Origin of the sequence: Olivibacter jilunii (assembly GCF_900607235.1) — a bacterium.
GTDB classification, from domain to species: domain Bacteria; phylum Bacteroidota; class Bacteroidia; order Sphingobacteriales; family Sphingobacteriaceae; genus Olivibacter; species Olivibacter oleidegradans.
The window spans coordinates 338,169-351,933 of the sequence record NZ_LR027852.1 but is presented as its reverse complement, the minus strand read 5'-3'; the positions used below and the strand labels follow the sequence as shown (position 1 = coordinate 351,933).

Genomic DNA, 13,765 nt, shown 5'->3' with positions numbered 1-13,765 from the left:
CAATTCCCTAAACTTATAACGATGGCGCTTCCATCACTTTTTTCTCCCAATTGTCTTCTTTTTGTTCCCTGATCGTTCGTCCGCTAAGGCGCTCATGCAACGCCTGGAACATAACAAACAGTGCCGGGATCACGAAAATACCGAACACGGTACCTATCAACATACCTCCCACCGCGGCAGTGCCAATGGATCGATTGCTTAAAGCCCCCACCCCCGAAGCCAGCATTAAAGGCAATAATCCAAAAACAAAGGCAAAAGACGTCATCAGAATAGGCCGTAGCCTAGCCGAAGCACCCGATATCGCTGCACGCACTAAACTTAAACCACTGTTACGACGCTGGACGGAAAACTCCACGATCAAAATGGCATTCTTAGCCAACAATCCAATAAGCATAATTAGACTGATCTGAAGAAAAATATTATTATCAAGCCCTCCTAGGCGTGCAAACAAAAAGGCTCCTGCCAGACCTATTGGTAGGGATAACAGTACAGCAAATGGAAGGATATAGCTTTTGTACTGGGCGCTGAGCAGAAAGTAGACAAAAATGAGACAAAGCCCAAATATCATCAGTGTCTGATTACCACTATTAATCTCTTCCCTCGTCAAGGCACTATAATCAAAATCAGTCCCCCTCGGCAGTGTTTCCTGAGCGACCTCTTGTATGGCGCGAATAGCGTCACCTGAACTATAACCGGGATTGGGAGCTCCATTTACGGTAGCCGAAGTGTATAAGTTGAAACGATTAATGAACTCCGGGCCACTGGTACGTTCTAGCGTTACAAACGTGGAAATAGGCGCCATTTCTCCGTTATCATTTCGCACGTAGATTTTTTCCAGATCTGCTTCCTCTGCACGGTAACTGGGGTTGGATTGAACGAGTACTTTGTATTGTTTACCAAAACGATTAAAATCGGATGCATAGATTCCGCCCAAATATCCCTGCAAAGTCCTTAATAAACCGCCAACATCTACCCCTGCCTCCTTAGCCAAAGGAACATTAACCTTCACCTGATATTGCGGTAAATTGGTATTAAAGGGTGTGGCAGCATACATAATCTCCGGGCGCTTGCTCAGGCCTGCCATAAATTTACCAGCAGCAGCTCCAAAATGTTCGTAGGTACCGCCGGTTTTATCCAGTAACTGAATTTCAAAACCGCTATTATTACCGAAACCCTGTAGGGTGGGAGCCGCAAAGAAAATGATATTTGCTCCACGAATATGCCTTGTCTTAGCGAATAACTTTTCTACCAAGCTGTTGATGTCTTGGCCTTCACCGGTCCGTTCTTTCCAAGGTTTAAGTGCGATAAACATTGCACCATAAGAGCCTCCAGTCCCACTTATTAGGTTCATGCCTACCAAACGGGAGCTAAGTTCCACTTCGGGCATACTTCGTGCGATGCTATCGACCTCGTTGGCTATCCTAGTTGTCTGCTCCAGTGTCGATGCAGGCGGTAAGATAATATCGCCGTAGATTGCACCCGAATCTTCGTTAGGAACAAATCCTGTTGGCGTGGTTTTCAAAAAAAAGATGAGCAGCGTAGAGAATAACACGATACCGCCTATGGCAAGCCACTTATGCTTGATAAGCAGCTTTACAGAACGAATATATCGATCGCTTAACGCCGCAAAAGCAGTATTGAACATGATAAAGAAACGCCGCAACCAATTTTTTTTTGTATGCGCTTCATCTGTTACTTCATGAGATTTTAGAAACAAGGCACAAAGTGCCGGACTTAAAGTCAGTGCATTCACTGCGGAAATGATGATGGCGACAGCCAAGGTAATTCCAAATTGTTTATAAAATACGCCCGCAGATCCTTGAATGAAAGTAACCGGGACAAAAACGGCTGCCATAATCAGTGTAATGGAGATAATGGCCGAGCTAATTTCGTTCATCGCATGTAAGGTGGCCTTTCGTGCCGACTTTGCTCCCTGACTAATCTTGGCATGAACCGCCTCCACAACAACTATCGCATCATCCACGACAATACCAATGGCTAACACCAATGCGAATAAAGTAAGCAAGTTCAGGGTGAAGCCAAATATTTTTAAGAAAAAGAACGTTCCTATAATCGCTACAGGCACGGCAATTGCGGGGATCAATGTTGAACGAAAATCCTGTAGAAAAATAAAAACAATAATAAACACCAAGATAAAGGCTTCTACGAGTGTTTGAACCAACTTAGCAATCGAGGCATCCAGAAAACTGTTCACATTAATAAAAGTCGTCCACTTAACCCCCGAAGGGAAATCAGCTTCCGCTTTTTTGAGCATCTCAACAATCCGCTCATTGATCTCGTGCGCATTCGCACCTGCAGACTGGCTAATAGCTCCACCTGACGAAGGGAAACCGTGGGCAGTAAGATCGGTATTATAACTAAAGGCACCGAGCTCGACGGTAGCAACATCTTTCAGGCGAAGCAGCTGTCCATCCCGAGTTGCTCGCAGTACAATATCTTCAAATTGTTCCGGTTTTTCCAATCGCCCGGTATATTTGAGTACATATTCAAAGGTTTTACTACTGTTTTCACCTAACTTTCCGGGAGCTGCCTCTAGGTTCTGTTCAGCGAGGGCTGCTAATACATCATCCGGTACCAATCCGTAAGAAGCCATGACATCCGGCTTTAACCAAATACGCATCGAGTAAGTTTGATCGCTCCATACTTGCACATCGGCGACGCCCGGTATACGTTTCAGCTCCGGTACAATATTGATACGCATATAGTTATCAAGAAAATTGACATCGTACGAGTTGTTTTCGCTGTAAATCAAGAAACCGAAGATCTCCGCATTCAGTTTTTTGGTGGTCGTAATTCCCGTTTTGATCACCTCCGCCGGCATTACACCCGTTGCCTTTGCCACCCGATTCTGCACATTCACAGCCGCTAGGTCGGGATCCGTGCCCTGTTCAAAATTAACGGTAATAACGGCCGTTCCATCGTTACTCGCTTTGGAAGTCATATAGGTCATATGTTCTACGCCATTGATCTGTTCTTCCAAAGGAATGATAACACTTTTCATAACCACGTCGGCATTGGCGCCCTGATAAGAAGCCGTTACCTGCACCGTTGGCGGCGCAATCTCAGGATATTGTGAAATTGGAAGCGTAGTTAATCCCAACAGTCCGAGTATAACTATGATAATGGATATAACGGTCGATAGCACCGGATTGTCCACAAATTTCTTTAACATGATTTCAAAATTTAAAGGTAAAGCAGTGGCTAGGGCATGCTGTTAAGGATGCCGTTACCCAAAAAAGCGACATTTTTTATCGCTTGGTTGTAATAGCTACTTGATTTCTAGGTTTTATTTTATCACCGTCTTTAATTGCCCCTACATCTTTCATTACGATGCGGTCTCCACTATGCAAACCACTGTTTACAACAAAAGCATCACCAACAGGCAGTACATTCACGGTGATTTCAACCGAGTGTGCCGTATTGGCGCTATCAACGGTCATTACAAACTTTTTCCCCTGTACCTCAAAGGTGGCCTTTGCCGGTACAATAAGTGCATCCTCTATTGGGCGGGCAATACGAAGCGTAGCGCTGCTCCCGCTGCGGATCATTCCGGCCTTATTGGGAAAAAGTGCACGCATGGCAATGGCACCTGTGCCCGTATTGATCAAACCGCCGGTGGTCTCTATACTACCCCTTTCTGTGTAAACGCGTCCGTTTGCTAATATTAATTGCGCAGGAGGTATTCGTTTTAACACATCGTGAATAATAGGTTGATCTTTAGGATTATCGATTAGTTCAAGAAACTGTTTTTCGGAGAAGGAAAAGTAAACATGAATATTGGAAATATCTGACAGTACCGTCAACGCTTCTTCACTGGTACTGCTTACCAAACTTCCGATTTTGTACGGAAGTGTGCCGATAACACCATCAGCAGGGCTGCGGATAATTGTATAACCGAGGTTGGTTTGTGCATTTTGCAGCGCTGCTTTTGCTTGGGCCAATTCTGCCTGCCTCGCTTCCAATTCTAAGTGAGCTGATTGCAGCTCGTATTCGCTGATTATCTCCTTTTTCACTAAAGGCTCCGTTTTTGCAATCTGCATCTTCGCGGTATTAACGGCAGCGTCGGCTCGTTTAACAGCGGCCTGGGCAGTAAGCACTTCCTGCTCATATTGCGGGTTGCTAATACGGAATAATAGCTGGCCTTTCTTTACTTGCGCACCCTCATCTACCAGTATCTCCGCAATATAACCATCTATTTTAGGACGAATCTCCACATTTTGCTGGCCTCGCACCGTAGCCGGGTGGTCAAAATACAACTCAGCATCACGCGGTGCAACGGTCATCACATCAAATTCCTGTAATGTGGCAGGGGTAGTAGATTGGCTGCCCTGCCCGCAGCCACTTAGCAAGGCAAGCACTATTCCAGCCATGCCAATATGGTAAGTGTACTCCATGTTATTTCATTTTTTTCCCTTATTCAATATGACCTCAAAGGTATAGACAAAAGAATAATAAACAAAGTAAATACTTTGTTTATTATGTAAAATGAAAATCATTTTAGATAGTCTCCATTGCAATTAATGACATATAAATAAAAACCGATTACTAACTGTACTGGTATTGAAACAAATCAATAATACAGGAGTCTATAAGCAATACTTCAGTCAAGAATATGGAATACCTAAAACACAACATCACGCTTGTATCTTTTCCTATTTTACTTGTCCTTTTGTTTCAAGAAGCAATTGCTCAGAATCAGGCAAAAGACATCGAAATACAGATACTTAAACAAGATAGTCTTTTCTGGCATGGATATAATACCTGTGACATTAAACTTCAAAGCCAACTGATCAGTGATGATATCGAGTTTTATCATGATAAAGGTGGCGTTACGCTGGGAAAAGCAGCCATGATCGCAAGCATAAAGAATAACCTCTGTAGTTCAACTTTTAGATTGCGGCGCGAGCCGATTGACGGAACCGTACAAATCCATCTGTTACGTTCTGTCGATTCGATATATGGTGCGTTGATTACGGGAGAACATATCTTTTATCTAAAAGAAGAAAACAAAAATGAGCGCCTAGACGGACGTGCCCTTTTTGCCAATTTATGGTTATTACGCAATGGGAAGTGGCTTATGAGTCGAGTTTTAAGTTATGACCACGGGCCAGCGAAATATATCAATAGGAGAAAAGAAATCACATTAACACGCAAAATGCTTCAATCATACGAAGGCACTTACAAAGGACCGCAAAGTGGCGAGATAAAAGTTAGTGTGAAAGACAAGCATTTGAGCTTAACAATCGGTTCGAAAAGTTTCGAAATCTATCCAGAAACTGAAGGTGTATTTTTTATGAAGGAAAGAGACTTAACATTTCGTTTCATTAACGATGATAAGCTTGGTAAGAAAGTCGTCATTTGCGAATTCGGAGATATTGTAGAAGAAGCAGCACATTTTCAGCAGTAGTTTCAGATCGGAAAGCATGCCTATTATTAATTTTAAAAAATCTTTCTTTATATTTGCATAACTGGTTATGTAATTAGTTATTCAAAATGGATTTATTCGAAAAAACGGGAAAGATGGCACTAGGAAGCCGTCTGCGATTATTAACAGCAAAAGTTACTGAAGATGCCGCTCGCATTTATAAGTTATATGACGTCGATTTGGCACCGAAGTGGTTTCCGGTATTTTTCATCTTAGCAGAAGAAGGTGAAAATACCATTAGTGAGATCGCTAACAAAATCGGCCACTCTCAACCATCGGTCAGCAAAATTATCCGCGAGATGACAGCTGCAGGTTTGATATTGGAAAACCGTAAAACAGACGACAAAAGAAGAAATGTAGTCGCGCTGACAAAAAAAGGAAGAATGCTAGGCGTCAAAATAAAAGATCAGTATGCGGATGTCAATGCTGCTATTGACGCGCTGATTTCAACTGCACAGCATAATTTATGGGAAGCCATGGAAGAGTGGGAATTTCTGCTAGATCAGCAGCCACTCTACAAACGGGTGATAGAGCAAAAAAAAATCCGTGAAAGCAAAGATGTAACGATTGTAAAATATAATGCCGTTTATCATACTGCCTTCAAAACACTCAATGAAGAGTGGATTTCCACTTATTTTGAACTTGAAGAAGCGGATCGCCAAGCGCTGGAAAATCCGGATCAATACATCCTGAACCCGGGAGGTAAGATTTTCGTAGCTTTATATCGTGGCGAGCCGGTGGGTGTTTGCGCACTGATTAAAATGAACGATCCAGACTATGATTATGAACTCGCAAAAATGGCGGTATCTCCCAAAGCCCAAGGGAAGAACATTGGCTATCTACTCGGCCAATCGGCAATAAACGAAGCGCGTAAAATAGGCGCAAAAGCTCTTTATTTAGAAAGCAATACGATCCTTAAGCCTGCTATTAATCTATATTATAAGTTAGGTTTCCAAAAAATTACCGGTCACGTCTCACCCTATAAGCGCTGTAATATTCAGATGTCCTTAATATGTGCCTAGCTAGTCGGACTTTATCTAGATTATTCTTATTTCGATAGTGACTCGGGCAAATTGATACTACAAAAAAAGTCTTCAACCGGGGAGATTGAAGACTTTTAACTAACCAATTATAAACCTAAATTATGATGATACAAAGATAGTGTAAAAAGTACACATTACAAACTATTTTCACCGAAACTTTAGACCCGGCAATCGATTCGACATTTTCATGACAATATTGGCTGCTACTAGCAGTTGGATTTCAGCATGTGGCTATTCGTATCTCCATCTCAACAAGTGATTTGAGAAACCAGAGGCTACTAGTCACCACACAACGTTTCAACAACTCAAAAAACCAAAGACACACTTGCTACTTTAAATATTTATTCGCAACTTAATTAAAAATTTTGTTAGCGTCTACAGCGAAAACGACACGTACTTTATTAGCCAATTACATAAACAAGCCACAAGAAACCAGTAGCTGTAGTCCGTTTGTACGAGTACTTAAGTGATAAATAATTATTTTCTCAACGCAAAATCTCTAACATGGAATCAAAAGACATCAGTAAATGTCCATTTCACGGCGAAAAATTATTAAAACAAGCAGTTGGTGGCGGTGGCACCAGAAATCAAGATTGGTGGCCTAATCAATTAAAACTAAACATTCTACGTCAACACTCTTCCCTATCCGATCCGATGGATCCCGATTTCAATTATGCCGAAGCATTTAAAAGTCTGGACCTCGAAGCGGTAAAGCAGGATTTACATGCTCTCATGACCGACTCACAGGACTGGTGGCCAGCTGATTTTGGCCACTATGGGCCCTTATTTATTCGCATGGCTTGGCACAGCGCCGGCACTTACCGTGTGGGTGATGGCCGCGGTGGCGCGGGGGGTGGACAACAGCGCTTCGCGCCACTGAATAGTTGGCCTGATAATGTGAGCTTGGATAAAGCCCGTCGATTGCTTTGGCCAATTAAACAAAAATATGGTCGTAACATTTCATGGGCCGATTTATTGATCCTTGCCGGAAATATTGCCTTGGAATCAATGGGTTTTAAAACTTTTGGATTTGCGGGTGGGCGCGAAGATATGTGGGAAGCCGAAGAAGATGTATATTGGGGAGCGGAAACGACGTGGCTGGGTGGTGACGTACGTTATACACACGGGTCAGAAGGTGTCGTGGAAGGTCATGGCGTACTGGTTTCAGATGATGATGCGGATGGTGACATCCACTCGCGTGACTTAGAAAAACCGCTGGCAGCGGTACAGATGGGACTGATCTATGTAAATCCTGAAGGTCCAGATGGCAATCCGGATCCTATTGCCGCCGCAAAAGACATACGAGACACTTTTAGCCGTATGGCCATGGATGACGAAGAAACTGTTGCGCTGATTGCCGGAGGCCACAGCTTTGGAAAAACGCACGGGGCAGCACCTGCAACCCATGTAGGAAAAGAACCCGAAGCTGCAGGATTGGAATCGCAAGGTTTAGGTTGGCACAACAGCTATGGTAGCGGTAAAGGGCCAGACACCATTACCAGTGGATTGGAAGTGATATGGACAACCACACCAACGCAGTGGAGCAATAATTTTTTCGAAAATCTTTTTGCCTTTGAATGGGAATTAACGAAAAGCCCGGCCGGTGCGCATCAATGGGTAGCGAAAGATGCGGGCGACATTATTCCTGACCCCTTTGATCCAACAAAAAAGCGGAAGCCCACCATGCTTACCACAGATCTTGCACTACGGCTTGATCCCGGTTTTGAAAAGATATCAAGACGTTTTCTGGAAAATCCGGATGCTTTTGCAGATGCCTTCGCTCGTGCCTGGTTTAAATTGACTCATCGTGATATGGGACCCCGTAGTCGTTACCTTGGCCCGGATGTACCTAAAGAAGAATTAATCTGGCAGGATCCGATCCCCGCTGTTGACCATCCGTTGGTAGACGCCAATGATATCGTTATGTTAAAAGCAAAAATTCTTGATAACGGCTTAAGTGTATCGGAGTTAGTTTCCACTGCGTGGGCTTCCGCCGCTACTTTCCGCAATTCAGATAAACGCGGGGGTGCCAACGGCGCTCGCATTCGTCTAGCACCACAAAAAGATTGGCCGGTAAATAATCCTCCTCAGCTCACAAAGGTATTACACGCTTTGGAAAATATTCAAAGGGAATTCAACAACGTGCAACCGGGAGGAAGAAGAGTATCACTCGCTGACCTGATTGTGTTGGCAGGATGCGCCGCCATCGAAAAGGCAGCGAAGGATGGGGGGCATGCCATCACGGTTCCATTTAACCCGGGGCGAATGGATGCTTCGCAAGAGCAAACTGATGTCGAATCCATTGCCTTTTTAGAACCTGCCGCTGATGGATTCCGTAATTATCGCAAGAATAAATCCTCCATACCTACCGAAGCGCTGCTAATCGATAAAGCACAATTGTTAGGACTTACGGCTCCGGAGCTAACGGTACTGATGGGCGGTATGCGTGTACTGAACACAAACTTCGACGGATCCGCACACGGCGTTTTTACAAGAACACCCGGTGTATTAACGAACGATTTCTTTATAAATTTGCTCGATATGCGTACAGCATGGAAAGCGTCATCACCGGACCAGGAACTGTATGAAGGCTACGACCGCACAACGCGGCAGCCCAAATGGACTGCCACGCGCGCCGACCTGGTATTTGGTTCAAACGCGGAACTGAGAGCCATTGCCGAAGTCTATGGAAGTTCGGATGGAAAAGACAAGTTTGTGAAAGATTTCGTTGCCGCCTGGACCAAAGTGATGAATGCAGATCGTTTTGATCTCAAGTAATAACTATAGTTTAAACAAAGCGATGGATGTTTCATCGCTTTGTTTTGCAGCTTCACGAACTAACAACCGTGGCCAGTGAATGACCGCATCGGCAAATTCACTGTTTCTCTCCTTAAAACCTACCATTTAACTTGATAACCTAACTACCGATGAATTGACTCGTTGACCCAACCATCACATTGTCGTAATCCCCCCTTCACATTGCCAATTTTACCCCTCATCTCATAAGGCAATGGCCCGTACCTTTGTTTTATAAAGCGCTATATAAAACACAACAAGTTATTTTTCTATTTGCAACTATTATCTAAAACAAAGAATATGAAATCGTTAAGAACATGTATCATCCTTGCACTAATTGTCGTCTCACAAGGATTCCAAGTAAAACTTTATGCCCAGCCATCTCAGAACAAAACGGGTTATGCGCCAATAAATGGTTTAAAGATGTATTATGAAGTGCACGGCGAGGGAGCACCGCTTGTACTGATTCACGTTCGTTTATGACCATTCCGATGAACTGGGAACAAATTATTCCTCTTTTCAAAAACAGAAAAATTGTGGTAGCAGAGATGCAGGGGCACGGCCGTACAGCTGACATTCCCCGTGCGCTCAGTTACGAAAATATGGCGGATGATATTAGCGAGTTACTTAAACACCTTCACATCGATAGCGCTGACATACTCGGTTATAGCATGGGTGGCGGAGTTGCTTTCCAAATGGGTATCCGCCATCCGGAACAAGTGAAAAAACTAGTGATTGTATCTGGTGCGTATAAACACGATGGTTGGTGGCCCGAAACGGAAAAAACGTTCGCAACGATGACTGCAGATATGTTTAAAGGCTCGCCATTAGAAGATGCTTATAAAGCCCTTTCTCCTCATCCAGAGAAATTTAATGAGTTTTTCACCAAGACAATGAGCATTGATTTAAAACCTTACGATTGGACAGAAGACGTTCGTAAAATGGATATTCCTATCCTCATGTTATTAGGTGATGCGGACGGTATTCGCTATGAACATGCCAATGAGCTGATGCGCATGAAGGGTGGTGCTAAAATGGGCGACTTCGGCGAAATGTCTACTTCTCGCATGGCTATCTTACCAGGTACTACACATATCGGTATGATGGCAAGGTCCAGCTGGTGGATCCCTATGGCTGAAGAGTTTTTAGACAATAAAAAAGAACCCGGTGTATTTATGGAATAGTCGGTAATATCGAAGCTTGATTTGTACTTGCTAACGTATCGCTATATTGCTAAACATGAAATAAAAAAAGTCTTCAACCGGGGAGATTGAAGACTTTTAACTAACCAATTATAAACCTAAATTATGATGACACAAAGATAGTGTAAAAAGTACACACTTCAAAATATTTTTGCCAACAATTAAGTCGATTCGACATTTGGATGACAATAGTAGCGGCTGAATGGCTTCCGAATGATTGGTTATTGTTCCTCAAGCTTAGTCCTGTTCAACAACTTCGGCATCCAAAATCTGTATTTCCGCACCTTTCTCGAGGTTGGTATTTAAATACACCTTTCCCCTTATTTTGAACGGATTGTTGGAAAACCTTGCCTTTCCACTTTTCATGGTCACCTGCACCAGTGGCGGGATCCCATTCTGACCGCAAAACATGCACTGCATCACGGGAAGAACCGATAGCATAAACATATGATGATCCCGTCCCAATTCAAAAGGCACCATATAACCGGGTAATGTTACCGTCGTATGATCCAAATCTTTCAATACCTTGGGAAAGTGAGGCGTATAAACGGTAGTACCGTCATCTTCTGTTGTAACTTTGTACATCAACTGATCAAAGGCCTCCCAAACCTTATTCATCATCGGCTGATGATCGGGCGTTTGAGCCTGTGCTGTAAAGGTGAACAAAAGAATCGATGCAAACAGTCGTCGAAATAACATATATTATTTAGCTAAGGTTTCCGAAATTGGAGTAGAATAGGCCTTTGCTGCAGGTATCAACGCCGCGCTGAATCCCAGCAATAAAGCCGCCAGCACAACGGAAATTTCTTCAATCCCGAAACCATAGGCATCGACAAAATGTCCACCTTCCTCTACAGCGATGGCAAGGGCGGCAATGTGAGCCAATAGAACACCGGATATAGCGCCCATTGCTGTAATCAGCATCCCCTCTAGTAGCATCAGCTTAAATAAGACGCGTTTAGCGGCACCCATAGACCGCATGATCGCCAGCTCATATTTCCTGTTTTTAAACGAGTTATAAAGACTGGCAAAGACACTTATAGCAGCCATTAGCATAAGTACCACAGCTAAAACGCTCGCCGCATCCAAACCGACTCCCATCATTGAAAACAAGCGAGCACTCTCTATTGCCGGTGAAGCGGCCTGCATGTTGGTAGTCTGATTAACCAGTCGTGGGAACATAGCGACGGCCGTAGGATTCTTATAACGAATCAACATACTTGTAATCTCTCTTCCTTGTACATTCATATTCAACAAGTCATGCACCTCTTCCTTTTCTTGATGTTGACGCTGATGTTCCTGATGCTGATGCTCATGTTCATGCATATGCCAAACGCTTGACAAATTCGTCAGTACCAAGCGATCCGCTATACTACGACTCTCCTCCAAGATCCCTACGATAGTATAAGGATGATCACCGTGAAGATCTCCACTATCGGCCAGACCATGCGCTCCGACAATTTTATCCCCACATTTAAGTCCTTCTGATTTGGCTACTTCATGACCTATCACCGCTTCAAAGTCGCTCGTTCCCCATTTACCCGAAACTAAATGAAGACCATACAGATCGAGAAAGCGGCTGTCAGTCCCGACAATCCGGAATCCTTGGTAATTATCTCCTATAGATAGTGGCACGGCCAACTTAACCAATGGATGAGCCGCTATTTTGCGCGCATCATCTAGCAGAATATTTCCCGTAGGATAATCGACGTGAAAAATACTGCTTAAAATCAACTGCAAAGGACTTCCCTTAGCACCAACTACCAGATCAACGTGGCTGCCATTCAAGCTGATCTGCCGATTGATCTGCGACGACAGCAGCAAAACCAGACACAAAATCGCCGTTCCCAATGCAGACAGAAGTATGCAAAGTGCCGACGAGGAAAAATTATAAATAATAGTCTTCCAGACAATGCGGAATAGCTTCATTCTTTACAATATATAGGTGCTAGAAAATTTGTCCTTTAGTCTTTTATCATGCGTGGCAATCAGCAAAGTTGCACCGTAACTTTGTGCCTGCTCTAATAAAAGTGCAATCACGGCCTCCGCATTATGGTCGTCCAGCGCAGAAGTGGGTTCGTCGGCTATCAGCAGCCGAGGTCGGTTCACGAGAGCCCTAGCAATAGCAGCACGCTGTAGTTGTCCCTGACTTAGCTCATGGGGATAACTTTTAATTTTGTCGCCCATATTTAATCTCTCCAATATCGCAGATAACTCACTCGTGTTTTCTGCTAATCCGGACAGCCAACGCGCCATTTTGAGATTTTCAAGGACCGTTAGGCTTTTGATAAGATGGGCCTGTTGAAAAATCAGCCCAACATGCTGTCCGCGGAATTGGTCCATTCGCTTCGGAGATAATCCATAAATATCGACACCTGCTACGGTTACAATGCCCGACGACGGCTTCATAAGACCACATAAGACATGCAGCAAGGTGGTTTTTCCAGTGCCCGAATCTCCAAGAATCAAGCAATGCGTCCCTTTGTCGACTTCAAATCCCGGAAATGATAAACCAATGCCATTCTTATACCGCACCTCGAGATCGCTATAAGATATAAGCACACTCATCTAGATTCATTTTTATTTTCGGCGATGCAAGCAGCGCAATGATAAGGCTTGTTGAATTTCCAATTTAAAAAATGGGCACCCGCGATGGTGAACCCTCCTAAGGGCACAAGGACCGGTTCCATTTCGTGAAAACCAAGTAAGTGGGCTCCAAAAATCAGTATAAAGCCTATGGTTAACATCAAAAGCGGTAACATCTTACGGTGATACTTGAGATAAGAAGGAATCAACGAAGCCATACCGACAAGCACCGATAAAGCAATTACAGCAACTTCCACCCAGGGATTGGACAGAAATTCGAGCCCAACTAGAGGCAGCAAGGTTATTACAAATGGCATCAATGCACAGTGGATAGCACATAAAGCGGAAGCCGTCATACCAACCCTGTCCATTTTTCCCAGTAACGTTACTTTCATGACTTTCATTATTTAATAATTAACAAATGCAATTAAGTTGCAAAATAACAAAACAGTATTTACATTTGCAACTTAATTGCATCAAAATGATACCACAAGATTTCGAAGCCTGGCATTACTGTATCACTAAAATGTGCGGCATACCTCTTTGCGCCGATTTTGCCAAAAGACGGTTGGCTATTTACAAACAAGACAAGCATCCCGAAACCATTGAATTTATCCGGTTATATGGTCTTGATCATTATCGAAAAATTGTATCCTGGCTCGAAATAGTCGAAAAACAACGGTAACCCTTTA

General features: G+C 43.6%; 11 protein-coding genes. 5 read left to right on the top strand and 6 right to left on the bottom strand.

Features of this window, described 5'->3' with window-relative positions; all coding sequences use genetic code 11:
* Nucleotides 1-13 precede the first annotated feature (13 nt).
* Both E0E36_RS17665 and E0E36_RS17660 read right to left on the bottom strand, forming a co-directional pair.
* Nucleotides 14-3,193 carry an efflux RND transporter permease subunit gene (locus tag E0E36_RS17665; protein WP_130857115.1) on the bottom strand — a complete coding sequence of 1,060 codons (3,180 nt, stop codon included), beginning with the start codon at nucleotides 3,191-3,193 and terminating at the stop codon, nucleotides 14-16.
* A 76-nt stretch (nucleotides 3,194-3,269) separates the two neighbouring features.
* Nucleotides 3,270-4,415, bottom strand: a complete 1,146-nt coding sequence (locus E0E36_RS17660; protein WP_130857113.1) for an efflux RND transporter periplasmic adaptor subunit — start codon at nucleotides 4,413-4,415, stop codon at nucleotides 3,270-3,272.
* Between the two features lie 218 nt (nucleotides 4,416-4,633).
* Between E0E36_RS17660 and E0E36_RS17655 the strand changes: the two genes are divergently transcribed.
* The 4 genes from E0E36_RS17655 (at nucleotide 4,634) to E0E36_RS17640 (ending at nucleotide 10,469) form a co-directional block, all read left to right on the top strand.
* Nucleotides 4,634-5,428 (top strand): nuclear transport factor 2 family protein, encoded by a 795-nt coding sequence (locus tag E0E36_RS17655; RefSeq protein WP_130857111.1) that lies wholly within the window; start codon nucleotides 4,634-4,636, stop codon nucleotides 5,426-5,428.
* Nucleotides 5,429-5,541: 113 nt separating this feature from the next.
* Nucleotides 5,542-6,468 (top strand): bifunctional helix-turn-helix transcriptional regulator/GNAT family N-acetyltransferase, encoded by a 927-nt coding sequence (locus tag E0E36_RS17650; RefSeq protein ID WP_242627296.1) that lies wholly within the window; start codon nucleotides 5,542-5,544, stop codon nucleotides 6,466-6,468.
* Between the two features lie 525 nt (nucleotides 6,469-6,993).
* Nucleotides 6,994-9,267, top strand: a complete 2,274-nt coding sequence (katG, locus tag E0E36_RS17645) for a catalase/peroxidase HPI (protein ID WP_130857108.1) — start codon at nucleotides 6,994-6,996, stop codon at nucleotides 9,265-9,267.
* 509 nt (nucleotides 9,268-9,776) lie between these two features.
* Nucleotides 9,777-10,469 (top strand): alpha/beta fold hydrolase, encoded by a 693-nt coding sequence (locus tag E0E36_RS17640; protein WP_207303778.1) that lies wholly within the window; start codon nucleotides 9,777-9,779, stop codon nucleotides 10,467-10,469.
* Between the two features lie 255 nt (nucleotides 10,470-10,724).
* Here the strand turns inward: E0E36_RS17640 and E0E36_RS17635 are convergent, their stop codons facing one another.
* The 4 genes from E0E36_RS17635 to E0E36_RS17620 are packed head-to-tail and all read right to left on the bottom strand — an operon-like array spanning nucleotide 10,725 to nucleotide 13,468.
* Entirely contained in the window at nucleotides 10,725-11,186 is a 462-nt protein-coding gene (locus E0E36_RS17635) for a hypothetical protein (RefSeq protein ID WP_130857106.1), read from the bottom strand.
* 3 nt (nucleotides 11,187-11,189) lie between these two features.
* Nucleotides 11,190-12,416, bottom strand: a complete 1,227-nt coding sequence (locus E0E36_RS17630; protein ID WP_130857104.1) for an ABC transporter permease — start codon at nucleotides 12,414-12,416, stop codon at nucleotides 11,190-11,192.
* Nucleotides 12,417-12,419: 3 nt separating this feature from the next.
* Entirely contained in the window at nucleotides 12,420-13,055 is a 636-nt protein-coding gene (locus E0E36_RS17625) for an ABC transporter ATP-binding protein (protein WP_130857102.1), read from the bottom strand.
* Nucleotides 13,052-13,468: a MerC domain-containing protein gene (locus E0E36_RS17620; protein ID WP_013665860.1), complete on the bottom strand. Its 417-nt coding sequence runs from the start codon at nucleotides 13,466-13,468 to the stop codon at nucleotides 13,052-13,054. The genes E0E36_RS17625 and E0E36_RS17620 overlap by 4 nt, the downstream gene beginning before the upstream one ends.
* An 86-nt stretch (nucleotides 13,469-13,554) precedes the next feature.
* On the opposite strand from E0E36_RS17620, the gene E0E36_RS17615 reads away from it, so the two are divergent.
* Entirely contained in the window at nucleotides 13,555-13,758 is a 204-nt protein-coding gene (locus E0E36_RS17615) for a hypothetical protein (protein WP_041387347.1), read from the top strand.
* Nucleotides 13,759-13,765 lie beyond the last annotated feature (7 nt).